Raw genomic sequence first — 15258 nt, 5'->3', positions numbered from 1 at the left:
GATGAAAACGAACAGGGGAGTAATACCCGTTTTTGACCATATCTGCAATGACAAGAGCGTCCTTGCGGTCGCTTTTAGATGGGGTATTGTCACGGTTCTCCTTATTCTTTTTGACGAGATGGGGATTAACAAGAACGGACTCAATGCTCTGAGAAGAGAGCCAACGTGCGAGATTTAGCCAGTAATGTCCGGTGGGTTCCATGCCTACAATGACTTTGTTAAGCTTGTAGACTTTGAGTAGATCATGGATCCAGCGTCCCAGCATCTCAAACCCCTCAAGATGATTGCCAAACTCTAGCGGTGTACCTAATGCAATTCCACGAAAGCTGACTGCGCGGGCCACATGGAATTCTTGGGCGATATCTACGCCGATGACTAGGTGATGAACGGTAATGTTTTCAATGAGTTGATTTTGCTTGTCCTGTGCCTTAAACTTCATAGTAGAGCGACCTCCTGGATGGGATTATTGAGGCAATGACCTCGTGCACAACCCCATCGTACCGAGGCGCTCGTTTTTGTTCAACCACCCAATTATTCGTATTACAGGAATTCTAACGGGGCAGTTTAATTGAAGAAGGAAAATAATTGTTTTACATAGAAGTAAATAAAATGTCTTAAAAAATAATGGGGTGTATAAACGGTGGTTATTATTGGGAATCCAAAAAAAGTGAATTTTATTTTTTGACGGATATGCTTTATGCATCTATTCATATTCCTAAAAATAAACCACATATAAAAAAATATCATGAAGGTTGGGGAAGAAAGGGCGATACAGCATACAGCATTAATAGCATTAAATACTAATAACCAAGCAGTCGGGGCTGTCTGATATAGATTGTTTAACGAATTTAATAAGGGATATGGTTATGTAGACAGTAACACTCCTGAAATAGGAATAGCAGTTGCTGAAGAAGTTAGAGGAACGGGAGTTTTCTGTGGCGAAGAGCTTATTTTTGCACTTCATGGATGGCTAACGGGGCTAAAGAGTTGAAGAGGGTTACTCTAAATATAAAATAGCAAAGGGGATATTAAATGGTAAGTGAAATAGAATTATTCGAAAAAGAGTCTCAGGAATTCAAACCTTTTAAACACTTTATTTCACGCATTCAAGTAATGCGGAAAGAATCCAGCTATGGGGCTGAAGTTGCCTCAAAATGGACTGATATTTTAAACCAAACTCTTCTAGATGAAACTTACCCAGTGATACATCCAATTGGTCAGGAGACATTCTCGTTATATGCAGAGTTCACGACTGGGGTATTTGAGTATACCTTAGACATAGACGGGGCTACTACATTTATAAAAGAAAAAAACATTAAACCCATAAAGACTTCTCCATCGAATATAATTGAATCTGTTGACCAAGGTAACATAAATAAAGACCCAAACCGAATAAAACCCAATCATAAAAATCCTGTAATGGTACTTCAGAGTCGATATTTAACCAACAACAAACCTTATTGTATCAATGGAAACCATCGTATATTTGAAGCAAATAGAAATAATGATGAACAAATAGAAATTTATGTTTTTAAAGATTTGGAGTTTGTTCCTTTCTTTTATGACGTTCTAAGTAAAGCAACATATTTTTTAGAGATTGATTACCATAATGTTGTTAATGATAAAAGATATTTATTGAATAACGAAAATGGTGCATTTGCAACTTACTTTTAATCGAACTTTGTTCAAAAGCTACATTATTTTGTGGATTTAAAATAAAGTCACGATGTTTGTAAAAAAGATGCGATGTTTAAAATAAAGTCGCGACGTTTATAAAAAAACTGCGAAGCTTTGCCCCTTTGGATATGATTATCTAAAGGGGTGTTTTTGTGTCGAAAAGAAAAAGAACATCTAAAATTGATAAGTGGATTAAAGAGGGTCGAGGAACTGGCAGTGGGGCAGATATCAGCCTTGGCTTAAAATTCAAGATGTTTCCTCATTAGGTCGGTCAACAAGATTAAAAGGTATAAAAACCGCCAGACAACATGAGTTTTTATCAGATTTGGAGCGAAATTACTTTTATTTGACTGAATTTTCTGATGTCATTTTGGATATTCGTGAACAAATTCCTTTATTACCACAAGAAGAGACGATTATCATTGCTGAAGAGCTTGGGATTAAACACCCAGCTGATTCAAAAACAGGCGATCCAATTGTTATGACAATGGACTTTTTATTAACAGTTGATAAGGGGCAAGGTGTATTTGAAGTCGCTCATACTATATAAATGAAAGATAAGCTGTTAGAAGAACGTGTGTTAGAGAAGTTTGAAATTGAACGGGAATATTGGAAGCGAAGAAGCATTAATTGGGCAACTGTAATAGAGGAGGAAATTCATAAGACAATGGCTAGAAATATTAAATTATATCTATGATTTTTTTGATACTCGCAGCTATGATGTATATCAAGAAATGGGTGACCAAAATATTGAGGATTTATCCATGTCTCTTATGAATCGCCTATTGAATAATTCACGAAGTATCTGTGAAATTACTAATGAGTTTGATACAGATATACACTTACCTTTTGGAAGTGGCGTTACACTATTTTATCACTTACTTGCTAGAAAAATTGTAGTCATTGATATGCAAAATCCGATTGATTTAGAGCAAACAATTGATATTAAGTGTATTGATGAAGGTAATTTAGAGAAGGTGAAATACGGATGATTTATATTAATCAAGTGTTTCAATATGTGACCGATTCGACATTAACACTTGCTACGGAAATAGTATCCCTACCAGTATACAATGATGAATATCCAGCTAGAGCGTACGGTTCCGACTTCTTAGTTTAGTTTTTTTATTGTAAAAATATGAATATACGGATTGGGGAGTTTATAAGGGCAAAGTCTAAGCGTGATCCAAAAACAGTAGAATTAGCTAATAGAATTATAGAACAATAGCCCGTAAAAAAGACCTGATTTCTCAGGCCTTATCGCTTTCACAATATTGATGTACAGCTTTCCAATGATTATTTTCACATACTAAATAATAGTCACCAGTAGTACAAACTCTTGCTCCCTCATTTTTACAATATTTTCCCTCTGCCGGGTCAGTGTGGTGCTGGGGATCTCTTGGCTTTTCATTGTTCATGTTTTATCACCTCCTGATAATTATATTCTACTTAATTTGTTTATTTATTAAGGAAATAAATGTTATATTATCTTCATACTGCCCGGTGATCCTATGTTTGAACATCTTCATTATTCTTTTTACCTCCATTATATCGAGTATAGCAATCTTTCTAGCTTCTTCCTTAGTAAGCCTGAATCCCACGGAATCCGGATTCATCCTTATTAGGGTAAACATTTTTCACCTGAAAGCTGCCTAATAACCGCTTATTCTTCAATGATCGTGGCCGAAGCATGAATCCGTTTTGATCAATCTTTTATTAAAATGGATTCTTTTTATTTACAAAAATATAGGTTAATGAGGGAATTTTTACATGGGAAATTTGTACCGGCGTAACTGTCATAAAGTGCAGTGTGGATTGGTGAAGCTGGCTGCCAAGTACCACTGTCTTTTCACTTGGCACCGGGCAGCAAGATATTCAAAACATAGATTTAGTCCAATTTATGCACATATGTCCATGATTAATTGTCAACGTATGCAGGAATGACGGTTTGATTTTTTTAAAATTTCTTCTTGCTCAATAATTCCGATCCTGCTATTATGAAGAAGCATTAATTTTGGAAAGCGAATATTCAATATATTTTTAGGATCTTTCCAAGCAGATAATTTTTGACCACTTCCTCTCCGGAAGTTAAGGCCATACGGACAGCCGGGTCAAATGCCGACTGGCAACTTTTCGTTGCCTTATTGATTGAGTTAAAAGCTCAAATTTTATAAGTTGGTTACTTTACAACCAGTGCAATACGCACACAACTTGTGAAACGGTCAATAAGAGTGGTAAAGGCATTATTTGCTATATAGACTCTGATCCTAACAAAATATATTTGAATATAAGAGCTCTTCCATGAAACGATGAGTCCTAGGGGTGACTGATAAGCACGCTAGGAGTTTGTTCTGTCATGTTTATTGGGAATATCTTATTTTTTAAATATATCAAGCAAGTGTGATGCGCATGGTGCGTGTTTCACTTGCTTTTTTTGTTGCCGTTTTTACAGTGAAAAAAATTGAATTCGGTGAGGAGATTGAAAAATGGGAAAAGCACTAATCATTGGCGCCGGTGGCGTAGCATCTGTAGCAGTTCATAAATGCGTTCAAAACAGCGAGGTCTTCGAAGAAATCTGCATCGCCAGCCGTACGAAGTCCAAATGCGATGATCTGAAAGCAAAACTGGACGGCGGCAAAACTAAAATTACAACCGCACAGGTCGATGCCAATAACGTTGAAGAGCTGATCTCTCTGATTAACGAAGTCAAACCGGATATCGTCATGAACTTGGCTCTGCCTTACCAGGATTTGACGATCATGGATGCCTGCCTGGCTACCAGAACGCATTATATGGATACAGCGAACTATGAGCCAGAAGATACGGCGAAATTCGAATACAAATGGCAGTGGGAATATCGGGAACGCTTCGAAAAAGCAGGAATTACAGCACTGCTCGGCAGCGGATTCGACCCTGGCGTAACCGGCGTATTCTCGGCTTATGCGTTGAAACACTACTTTGACGAAATCGAATATATCGACATTCTGGATTGCAATGGCGGGGATCACGGTTATCCTTTCGCAACCAACTTCAACCCGGAAATCAATATCCGCGAAGTGTCTGCCAATGGCCGCTACTGGGAAAACGGGGAATGGATCGAAACAAAACCGATGGAAATTAAGCGTGAATATAACTTTGCAGAAGTCGGCCAAAAGGACATGTATCTGCTGTACCATGAAGAGCTCGAGTCTCTTGCGCAAAACATCCCTGGTCTGAAACGCATCCGTTTCTTCATGACTTTCGGCCAAAGTTATCTCATGCATTTGAAGGCGCTTGAAAACGTAGGAATGACCTCCATCGAACCAATCGAATACGAAGGAAAACAAATCATTCCGCTTCAATTTCTGAAGGCTGTACTTCCGGATCCGTCCTCCCTTGGACCTCGTACAGTAGGCAAAACGAACATCGGCTGTATCTTCAAAGGGAAGAAAGACGGCCAAGACAAGACGTACTATGTCTACAATGTTTGCGACCACCAAGAGTGCTATAAGGAAGTGGGCTCCCAAGCCATCTCCTATACAACGGGCGTTCCTGCCATGATCGGCGCGGCGATGATCCTCACCGGCAAATGGAACAAACCGGGCGTATACAATGTCGAAGAGTTCAATCCGGATCCATTCATGGAGGAGCTGAACAAATGGGGACTTCCATGGGTAGAAGACTTCAACCCTGTGCTGGTTGACGCCTTGCCTGAGGAAGCTAAAGAGCCGGAGCTCGTTCGTTAAGATGCGGTTTGAGGAATTACCGACACCCTGTTTTGTAGTCGATGAAGCACTCATCGAGAAAAACCTGAAAATATTGAACGGCGTCATGCAGCGTACGGGAGCCAAAATTGTACTGGCGCAAAAGGCTTTTTCCATGACTGCGATGTATCCGCTCATCGGAAAATACTTAAGCGGTACGACCGCGAGCGGATTATTCGAAGCACGACTGGGTCACGAAGAAATGGGCAAAGAAAATCATGTCTTTGCCCCTGCTTATCGTGAAGATGAGATCGATGAGATTATTTCCATTTGCGACCACATCATCTTCAATTCCTTCTCCCAGTTGGAAAAGTATAAAGCGAAGGCTCTTGCTGCTGGCAGAAAAATTGGCCTTCGTATCAATCCGGAATGTTCAACGCAAGTGGGGCATGAGATCTATGATCCTTGTTCGCCGGGCTCAAGATTTGGCGTCAAACGGGAGGATTTCCAGCCGGAACTGTTGGAAGGCGTTTCGGGATTGCACTTTCATACCCTTTGCCAACAGAACTCGGACGATTTAGAGACCACGCTGAATGCGGTCGAAGACAAGTTCGGACCTTGGCTGGCGCAAATGGAATGGATCAATTTCGGCGGCGGTCACCATATCACGAGAGAAGACTACGATATCCCGAAGCTCGAAGCTTGCATAACGCGAATGCAAAATAAATACGGCTTGGAAGTATACCTCGAACCAGGAGAAGCCATCGCGCTTAACGCGGGCTATATGGTCACTTCCGTGTTGGATATCCATCGCAACGGCATCGAGATTGCAATCGTGGACACGTCGGCTACCTGTCATATGCCGGATGTTCTGGAAATGCCTTATCGTCCACCTCTGGTCGGCTCGGGCGAATTCGGGGAGAAGCCATACGCTTACCGACTCGGTGGTCCGACCTGCCTTACGGGCGATGTCATCGGAGACTATTCCTTCGATCAGCCTCTCAAGAGCGGCGACAGATTAGTATTTGAAGATATGGCGATCTACTCCATGGTCAAAACCAATACCTTCAACGGCATGCCGCTGCCGGCCATCGCTGTGCAGGAGAAGGATGGGAATTGCCGCGTCGTGCGCGAGTTCGGTTATCAGGATTTTAAGATGAGACTAGCTTAATGAATAACCAAAGCCTTAACTCCGATGGGAATTAAGCGTGAATATAACTTGGCTGAAGTCGGCCAAAAGGACATGTATCTGCTATTCGGCGTAAAATGGAAAGATTTCGAGCCGGAACTGCTTAGAAAGGTTGTGACAGCATAAAATGGATCACCGTAACACGCCGCTATTTACAGCTCTGAAAGAACATGCGGCGAGCAATCCCGTACAATTTCATATTCCCGGTCATAAAAAGGGCGTAGGAACTGACAGTGAGTTCAGAGAGTTTATAGGCGATAGTGCCCTATCTATAGATTTGATTAACATTGCGCCGCTGGATGATCTCCATCAGCCTACCGGTGTTATTGAAGAAGCGCAAAAGCTTGCAGCCGACGCATTTGGCTCAGATTATACTTATTTCAGCGTACAGGGGACGAGTGGTGCCATTATGACCATGATTTTGTCTACATGCTCGCCTGGGGACAAAATTATCGTACCACGCAATGTGCACAAATCGATCATGTCGGCCATCATTTTCTCCGGCGCGAAGCCAGTATTCATATCTCCGGTTCGCGACGAGAATCTTGGAATCGATCACGGCATTACAACCAAATCCGTACAGCGTGCACTGGATCGCCATCCGGATGCCAAAGCGGTTCTGGTTATTAACCCGACATACTTCGGCGTATGCGCCAATCTGAAGGAAATCGTCGATCTTGCCCACAGCCGCCATGTTCCAGTGCTCGTAGACGAAGCGCATGGGGTACTTATCCATTTCCATGAGGATCTGCCGATGTCCGCTATGGAAGCTGGTGCGGATATGGCCGCAACTAGTGTGCATAAGCTTGGGGGTTCTATGACACAAAGCTCGGTTCTCAACCTGAATACAAAAAACGGCTATGTGAATCCTCAGCGCGTGCAGACGATCATCAGTATGCTGACAACAACTTCTACTTCATACGTGCTGCTTGCATCATTGGATACATCCAGACGCAATCTAGCGATTAACGGCCATGACATGGCGCAAAGAACGATTGATCTTGCCCAAAAAGCCCGCCGCAGCATTAATGAAATGGAAGGTCTGTACTGCTTCGGGGAAGAAATCCTTGGGGACGAGGCCACCTTTGATTATGATCCGACCAAACTCACCATCCATGTCCGCCATCTGGGCATTACAGGCTTTGAAGCGGAAAACTGGCTGCGTGAGCATTATAACATTGAGGTCGAGCTCAGTGATATGTACAACATCCTCTGCCTGGTAACCCCAGGCGACAACGAGGAAACGGTGTCGGTACTGCTTACAGCTCTCCGTGAGTTAGCTGGAACGTATTACAACGTGAACACTGCAAATGAGCTAATCGTGAAGATCCCGGAAATTCCTCATCTCTCCCTGATTCCAAGGGATGCATTTTACGGAGATACCGAAGTCATTCCGTTCAAGGAATCAGCCGGTCGAATCATTGCCGAGTTCATATATGTCTATCCGCCGGGTATTCCAATCCTGCTGCCGGGCGAAGTGATCTCCCAAGACAACATCGATTACATTGTCGATCATGTGGAGGTGGGGCTTCCGGTGAAAGGACCGGAGGATCGGTACATCCAAAATGTCAAGGTGATCGTGGAAACCGACCCGATCTCCTAAATCTGCATACCTTACGCGTAGAGTGCACCACGAAGCGCCGTCAATGCAAGTCTGGTCATTTTGATTGAAGGGCAGACGGGCGATATAGTCCGTCTTCGGCCTCCTTCGAAGCTATACATCGGCCACCCCGAAGGGGCATGGACTTGTATTGTTGAGGCGCGGAGTGGTAAGAGTTGCGATACCTGAAAAATAAAGTGTTAGACTGCCTTGGCCTCACTAAGCAATACCAGGATAGTTTGATAAATATATTTGATCCAAAGTACTTGACTATGACGTTACGTCATAGTGCATAATTCTCACTATAAATAACTAGTGGTGAGAGGTATGAACATAAAATCAATGCGTTCAGATTATATTTATCAAAAAGTTGCTCAAGCATCGCCCGAGGAAAAGCTTGAATTATTCAGAAACGAAATGATGGCTCCAATGACTCGCTATTTATCTGATGACAGGACGGGTGCAGTAGGCGACGAACCTTTACAAGAGGAGGAAACATAGGATGCTTGAAACAGTGCTCACGATTACTTCGATGCAGACGCCCGAAGAAGCTCGGGCCTTCAAAACACTTAACGAAGAATGGATCGCCCGAATCTTCACAGTCGAAGAGGCGGATCGGATACTCCTCGATAATCCGGTGGAGAACATCGTGAACAGAGGAGGAGACGTACTCATCGCACGCGATAGCGATTCGATCGTTGGATGCGTTGCACTCGTGCCGACTGGTGCTGGGGTGTTCGAGCTCTCAAAAATGAGCGTTATACCCGAGTTGCGAAGACGTGGATACGGACGGGAAATCATCCATGCCGCCATTAACCGCGCACGCGGACTTGGCGCGACATCGATCTTCTTGGGCAGCAGCACCAAGCTACCGAACGCCATTCATTTATACGAATCGGTTGGGTTCAAGCGCGTTCCTGTCGAGCAGATCGGGCCCATGCCCTATGTAAGAGCGGATGTGTTTATGGATATGGAACTAAAGTGAACGGAGACAAAATTAACATTGGTAAAAAAGAGTGAAACCATATAATTGTGCCGACCAAATAAAATTACAGATCGGCACAATTTTTTTCTTGTGGAAACCTATTACTACCATAAAAAAACTAGTCAACGGCTTTGGGACGGTATTTAATAAGCGATGCCGACACGGCTATTCTCATATCCTTCTTTATTTATCAAAGACCAGGTAAAATGAGCAGTATCGCCCACTGTAATTTTCGATCCGTTCAATGGTAGCACATCTACCTCAGTTCGATACATGCCCGTTTTTTCGCCATCGATTAAATGGGTAGGACAAATAATCGTCCAGCATAGCCCACTATTTTTTAAGGCTAGATAAGCAGCTAAATGATCTTCGGCAGCTGTGGTACTTCTTCTTTTTGATTCTTCCGATTGGAACCGATAGATCTTCGGATTAGTGCGAGCTTGTAAAATACCCGCTGTTCCAATTGTAACGATTCGGCTTATCCCCTCTTTTTTCATATGTTTAATAATGGTTTGCATACTTTTCGACAACGTGCCATTCCCATCTGTTCCAAGAGCACTGATAACGATATCAGCTTCCTTAAACGCCTTCTTCACATCATGTTCATCTAGTACATTTCCCTCGATGATCTGTAGATTCCTATGCGAACCTGCAAGCTTATTCTGATCACGCACTAAGACTGTAATATCATGCGAATCTTGTAATGCTAGTTTCAGTAGCTCTGATCCAACTCTCCCTGTTGATCCCAATATACATATTTTCATTTTTCCTTCTCCCTTACTCTCTAGTCTTTCTTTAAAAGTGGTAGAGACCGTTGGTTTCACGCCATGATGGGCCAGATGATGAAGACCTTGCAAAGCAAAGCCTATCTGAATGTGCCTACTTTGACAGGGGACACGTTTGAATCATCTCGATAAACCCGCATGCTGCCATGGAAAGCGGCATGTTGCGCATAATCATAATCCCCACGTGAGATGGCGGCAGCCGCACGTCCAATTGAATCTCGAAGAGGGTGCCCTCTTCCAGCTCTTTCGACACAAATTCTCTCGTCACGTATGAAATTCCGAGTCCTTTCCGAGCAAACTCGATGAGAAGATCTACGCTTCCGACCTCAATTTTAGGTGCGAGCTTATAGCCGTAGCTTTGAAATAATTCCGTAATGGTCATTCGTGCCCTGCTATTGCGCGAGAACAGGATAATTGGGTACTGGAGCAGCATATCCAGCGTTAAAACCGCATCCTTGAGCTCGGCATAACGTGTCCCCGCTACGAAGCATTCCTGCAGCTGAAAAGTCTCCCTCACTTCAAGTTGGGTATCGACGATAGGCATACGGATGACGCCTAAATCAATTTTCCCTTCTTTTAAGAAGGAGATGATTTCCGGCGTAGTTCCATGATTCAGGTGAAGTCTGATCCCGGGATGCTTCTCATGAAAGTCCTCCAAGTACGGGAGCAAATAATGCTTGAACAGCGAATCGCTTCCGCCAATCCGCAGCTCGCCGCTGTCCAAATTTTTAAGTGCTTCCATTTTTTCTTCGGCCAGCGATATTAAGATCTGTGACTGCTCAATATAGGAATACAGGATGGCGCCCTCTCTCGTCAGCCCAACGCCCTTTGAATTCCGGTAAAACAAAGTGACGCCGAAGCTGTTTTCAAGCTGTTTGATGGCGTGGCTGACGCTAGGTTGGGTTAGAAATAAGGCCTTGGCAGCCTGTGTCAAGCTGCCTGTCTTCGCAGCCCAATAAAATACTTTGTACAATTCGTAATTTATGCTCATAGATGTGGTCTATAGCTCCTGTGAAATATATTTATTACTTGTATAGATGATATTCGTATTATAGTGGAACTACGAAATAGAAACCAGAGCTTTATTAAGAGAGCGCTGCTTGAAGGAGAGAGAAACATGGAGCCGACCACTTTTGTTTTGTTTGGAGCGACAGGGGATTTAGCCAAAAGAAAAATATACCCTGCCCTTTACAACTTGTATATCGATCGGAAGCTGCCGCAATCATTCTCCTTATTTGGTCTTGGGAGAAGAGAACTGTCTGATGAATCGTTTCAGGCAAATGTCGAGCAGTCTATCCGTACTTTTTCCAGACGCGAAGCGAACAATTCTGCGTTAATCAAAGATTTTTTGAGCGCATTCCGTTACAGCGTTCTTCATATAGATCGCAAAGAAGATTATAGGAAGCTGCTGCAACTGATTGAACAGAGAGAAGAAGAGCTGCATATTCCGCCGAATCGCCTGTTTTATTTATCTGTTGGACCTGAATTTTTTGAAACGATCACAGCGAGCATTAAGGAAAGCGGGCTCGGTTCCGCGAATGGCTGGAAGCGTCTCGTGATCGAGAAGCCATTCGGCCATGATTTGAAATCTGCTCGTGATTTAAATCAGAAGCTGAGCCAAGCTTTTTCGGATCATGAAATTTACCGAATCGACCATTATCTCGGCAAGCCACTGATCCAGAAGCTTGAGATTTTGCAGCAGAATCCGGTTCTTAATGCCTTATGGACGAATCGTTATATTGCCAACGTGCAAATTACGGCAAACGAGACCGTCGGCGTAGAAGAAAGAGCGGGTTATTACGATCATGTAGGTGCCGTAAGAGACATGTTCCAAAACCATATGCTGCAATTACTGATGATGCTGACAAGTCATCTTCCAATCAACAGCGACTCGGAAATGGTGCGCTTTAAGAAGAAAAAGGTGATGGAAGCTCTCGAGCCGCTGCAAAAAGAGGAAGTGAGCGCGAGCATTATCCGCGGGCAGTACAAAGCAGGAACCGTTCAAGGTAAGCCGGTAATCGGCTATATCTCCGAACCAGGAATCGCTTCTACTTCCATGAACGATACGTTTATTGCCGCTAAATTGGAGATCAATGATTTCTTTTGGCGCGGCGTTCCTTTTTATATCCGTACAGGCAAACGAATGAAAGAGAAATCAACGCGGATTGTAATTGAGTTCAAGGATCTGTTAACGAAGTCCTCACAGGCAAATACAGAAGGAAAATCGCCTAACCTTCTGGTATTTGAAATTAGTCCTAACGAGGGCATTACGCTGCAATTAAATACAAGGGATCCTTTGCATAAAGGGGAGTTCAAGCCCCTTCAGATGAACTTTCATGAGAGCAAGGGCGATGTTCCCGAAGCTTACGAAAATTTGATTTACGATGCATTGCAAGGAGATCCTACGTTCTTCGCACATTGGGATGAAGTCGAATTGTCGTGGCAATGGGTTCAACCGATCCTGGAAGCATTCGAGGAGAATCTGGTTCCACTTCATCGGTATGAAGCGGGTACTTATGGACCTGCCGAATCCGATGCGTTGTTGGCGCAGGACGGCTATCATTGGTGGTTCGATGACAAATCAGAAGGAAATATTAAAGCGGAAGAAGGAGAACAATATGCTTACCAAGGAAACCATTGATCAATTATCCATCGATACGATCCGAACATTGTCTATCGATGCTATCAACCGTGCCAATTCCGGTCATCCGGGGCTGCCGATGGGGGCAGCACCAATGGCATACGCCCTTTGGTCCAGACTGTTAAATCACAATCCCGGCCATGCCAAATGGTTTAACCGCGACCGCTTCGTTCTGTCTGCGGGTCACGGATCAGCCTTGCTCTACAGCCTGCTGCATTTGTCGGGATATCAGGTGTCGCTTGACGATTTAAAACAGTTTCGCAAGCTGCACAGCAAAACGCCGGGGCATCCCGAATATGGGCACACGGATGGCGTAGAAGCGACAACTGGACCTCTGGGACAAGGGTTGGCGATGGCAGTCGGGATGGCGATGGCCGAAGCTCATTTGGCATCGAAATTCAATCAAGACGGATTCCCAGTAATCGATCATTATACGTATGCGCTTGTCGGAGACGGCTGCTTGATGGAGGGAATCTCTTACGAGGCGATGTCCATGGCAGGACATATGAAGCTTGGAAAGTTAGTCGTATTGTATGATTCCAACGACATCTCGTTGGACGGAGAGCTTAATCTCTCCTTCGGCGAAAATATGCAAAAAAGAGCGGAATCGGCCAATTGGGAATATATCCGGGTCGAGGACGGCAATGATATTTCCCAGATTACCGAAGCGATCGCGGCAGCTAAGCAAAATGATGCCCAGCCGACGCTTATCGAAATTCGGACGATTATCGGTTACGGCAGCAAGGTAGCGGGAACGAACAAAGTACACGGCAATCCACTGGGCAAAGAAGAGGCGAAGGCGACCAAGGAAGCTTACGGCTGGAAGTATGAGGAAGAGTTCACCGTTCCGGAAGAAGTCAAAGCGCATTTCGAGCAGCTGAAACGTAAGGGCGAGGCCAAAGAAGAAGCGTGGAACAAATTGGTCGCTGCCTATAAAGCGCAATATCCTGCGGAGGGTAAGGAGCTTGAGCAAGTCATCGACGGCTCCGTGTCGATTGAGGCCGCAGAAATCCTTACGTTCGACACTTCCAAATCGATTTCTACCCGCGTAGCAAGCGGCGAAGCGATAAATCATTACGTAAAAACCGTTTCTTCGATTTTTGGAGGAAGTGCGGATTTATCACATTCGACGATGACGGACATCAAAGGAGAGCAAAAGTTTGCCGTGGAGTCTTACTCGGGACGCAATATATACTTTGGCGTTCGTGAGCATGCTATGGGTGCAGCCGGCAATGGCATGGCCCTGCATGGAGGTGTAAAGCCATTCGTAAGCACCTTCTTCGTATTCAGCGATTATTTGCGCCCGTCTATTCGTTTGGCTGCGCTGCAAAAACTGCCTGTGATTTATGTGTTTACCCATGATTCCATTGCTGTTGGGGAAGATGGACCTACGCATGAACCCGTCGAGCACTTGGCTGCACTGCGCACCATTCCGGGACTTACGGTCATTCGTCCGACCGATGCCAATGAAACGGCAAGCGCCTGGGCGTACGCTCTACAGCAAAATGAAGGTCCGGTAGCCTTAGTGTTGAGCAGACAAAATCTGCCTATATATGAAGCAACCAAGGCCAATGTTGAAGGGGTAGCCAAAGGCGCTTATGTCTTGAGCGAAACGGGCGGTCAGCCGGATGTCATCCTAATCGGAACCGGCTCCGAGGTTTCTCTGGCCATGAACGCCAAGGCGGAGTTGGAACGGGACAACATCTCCGTACGCATCGTTGCCATGCCGAGCAGAGAACTGTTCGATCGTCAACCCGATGAGTACAAGCAGAGTGTTCTTCCTAATTCCGTTACGAAGCGGGTGGCCATTGAAGCTGGCATTTCGTTAGGCTGGGATCGTTATACGGGACAAGGAGGAAAAGTACTGTCGATTGATACATTCGGCGCTTCTGGTTCCGGTACAGAGGTTATGGAGTACTTTGGTTTCTCCGTAACTGAAGTGGTTCGCCTTACGAAGGAACTACTGAAGTAATAGTAAATTACAAATAAAACAATGGAGGTACTTACCTATGAAATTCTTTATCGATACTGCAAATGTGGAAGACATCAAAAAAGCATATAAAATCGGTATTTTATCCGGTGTTACGACGAATCCGTCGTTGGTTGCTAAGGAAGGTGTGAAATTTGAAGATCGAATCGCCGAGATTTTGCGGGAAGTACCCGGAGTTGAATCGGTCTCCGCTGAAGTAACGCCTGATGCGGTGACAGCAGAAGAAATGATCGCGCAAGCGGACGAACTAATCAAAATTAATAATAATGACAAAAACATCACGATCAAGCTTCCGATGACGCTCGCTGGACTTGAAGCTTGCCGCTACTTGAGCGACAAAGGCGTGAAAACGAACGTGACGCTGATTTTCACTGTGAATCAAGCTTTACTGGCCGCTCGTGCAGGTGCTACCTATGTCTCGCCGTTCCTTGGCCGCTTGGATGATATATCGGAAGACGGCGTCCAGCTCGTCACGAAAGTTGCTGAGTTGTTCCGAGTGCATAACCTGGACACGCAAATTATCGCGGCATCCGTCCGCCATCCGGATCACGTGACACGCGTAGCAATGGCAGGCGCGCATATAGCCACGATTCCATTTGCGGTGATCGAACAAATTTCCAAGCATCCCTTAACGGATCAAGGCATGGACAAATTCGCTGCCGATTGGAAAAAAACAGCAGGGATTTAAGCTGCGATTAAAATATACAA

At 44.4% G+C, this 15258-nt stretch carries 12 protein-coding genes and 2 pseudogenes; 10 read left to right on the top strand and 4 right to left on the bottom strand.

What is annotated here, in order from left to right; genetic code table 11:
• The coding region (locus tag BLS15_RS04120; protein ID WP_139170636.1) for an IS110 family transposase at nucleotides 1–439 on the bottom strand (439 nt) is incomplete at its 3' end.
• Nucleotides 440–1032: 593 nt separating this feature from the next.
• Between BLS15_RS04120 and BLS15_RS04115 the strand changes: the two genes are divergently transcribed.
• Nucleotides 1033–1674, top strand: a complete 642-nt coding sequence (locus BLS15_RS04115; protein ID WP_090510015.1) for a hypothetical protein — start codon at nucleotides 1033–1035, stop codon at nucleotides 1672–1674.
• Between the two features lie 155 nt (nucleotides 1675–1829).
• A pseudogene (locus BLS15_RS29925) lies at nucleotides 1830–2669 on the top strand (TnsA endonuclease N-terminal domain-containing protein).
• 258 nt (nucleotides 2670–2927) lie between these two features.
• Here BLS15_RS29925 and BLS15_RS28855 read toward each other — a convergent pair.
• A complete protein-coding gene (locus BLS15_RS28855; RefSeq protein ID WP_175460709.1) occupies nucleotides 2928–3095 on the bottom strand; it encodes a hypothetical protein in 168 nt (55 codons plus the stop codon).
• A gap of 1068 nt (nucleotides 3096–4163) precedes the next feature.
• Between BLS15_RS28855 and BLS15_RS04095 the strand changes: the two genes are divergently transcribed.
• From BLS15_RS04095 to BLS15_RS04080, 5 genes and pseudogenes are all read left to right on the top strand, one after another.
• A complete protein-coding gene (locus BLS15_RS04095) occupies nucleotides 4164–5402 on the top strand; it encodes a saccharopine dehydrogenase family protein (RefSeq protein ID WP_021255219.1) in 1239 nt (412 codons plus the stop codon).
• A 1-nt stretch (nucleotide 5403) separates the two neighbouring features.
• Nucleotides 5404–6531, top strand: coding sequence for a carboxynorspermidine decarboxylase (nspC, locus tag BLS15_RS04090; RefSeq protein ID WP_021255218.1), 1128 nt, complete (start codon nucleotides 5404–5406; stop codon nucleotides 6529–6531).
• 145 nt (nucleotides 6532–6676) lie between these two features.
• On the top strand, nucleotides 6677–8152 hold the full coding sequence (locus tag BLS15_RS04085; protein ID WP_028532613.1) for an aminotransferase class I/II-fold pyridoxal phosphate-dependent enzyme: 1476 nt from the start codon (nucleotides 6677–6679) through the stop codon (nucleotides 8150–8152).
• 324 nt (nucleotides 8153–8476) lie between these two features.
• Nucleotides 8477–8578: pseudogene (locus BLS15_RS28440) on the top strand (Zn-dependent protease); the annotation flags it as partial.
• Nucleotides 8579–8651: 73 nt separating this feature from the next.
• Nucleotides 8652–9134, top strand: a complete 483-nt coding sequence (locus tag BLS15_RS04080; protein ID WP_028532612.1) for a GNAT family N-acetyltransferase — start codon at nucleotides 8652–8654, stop codon at nucleotides 9132–9134.
• Between the two features lie 143 nt (nucleotides 9135–9277).
• Here the strand turns inward: BLS15_RS04080 and BLS15_RS04075 are convergent, their stop codons facing one another.
• Both BLS15_RS04075 and BLS15_RS04070 read right to left on the bottom strand, forming a co-directional pair.
• On the bottom strand, nucleotides 9278–9898 hold the full coding sequence (locus BLS15_RS04075; RefSeq protein WP_028532611.1) for an NAD(P)-dependent oxidoreductase: 621 nt from the start codon (nucleotides 9896–9898) through the stop codon (nucleotides 9278–9280).
• Between the two features lie 115 nt (nucleotides 9899–10013).
• Nucleotides 10014–10910, bottom strand: a complete 897-nt coding sequence (locus tag BLS15_RS04070) for a LysR family transcriptional regulator (RefSeq protein WP_028532610.1) — start codon at nucleotides 10908–10910, stop codon at nucleotides 10014–10016.
• Nucleotides 10911–11036: 126 nt separating this feature from the next.
• On the opposite strand from BLS15_RS04070, the gene zwf reads away from it, so the two are divergent.
• From zwf to fsa, 3 genes are read left to right on the top strand one after another with little or no spacing between them, the layout of a single operon-like run.
• On the top strand, nucleotides 11037–12560 hold the full coding sequence (gene zwf / locus BLS15_RS04065; RefSeq protein WP_028532609.1) for a glucose-6-phosphate dehydrogenase: 1524 nt from the start codon (nucleotides 11037–11039) through the stop codon (nucleotides 12558–12560).
• Nucleotides 12538–14532, top strand: a complete 1995-nt coding sequence (gene tkt, locus BLS15_RS04060; protein WP_090510011.1) for a transketolase — start codon at nucleotides 12538–12540, stop codon at nucleotides 14530–14532. The genes zwf and tkt overlap by 23 nt, the downstream gene beginning before the upstream one ends.
• A gap of 37 nt (nucleotides 14533–14569) precedes the next feature.
• Nucleotides 14570–15238, top strand: coding sequence for a fructose-6-phosphate aldolase (fsa, locus tag BLS15_RS04055; RefSeq protein ID WP_021255212.1), 669 nt, complete (start codon nucleotides 14570–14572; stop codon nucleotides 15236–15238).
• The last annotated feature ends 20 nt before the right edge of the window (nucleotides 15239–15258 follow it).

The sequence above is a fragment of the Paenibacillus sp. cl6col genome (genome assembly GCF_900102125.1).
Lineage (GTDB): Bacteria > Bacillota > Bacilli > Paenibacillales > Paenibacillaceae > Paenibacillus_B > Paenibacillus_B suaedae.
This window is presented reverse-complemented; position numbering and strand designations above follow the sequence as displayed.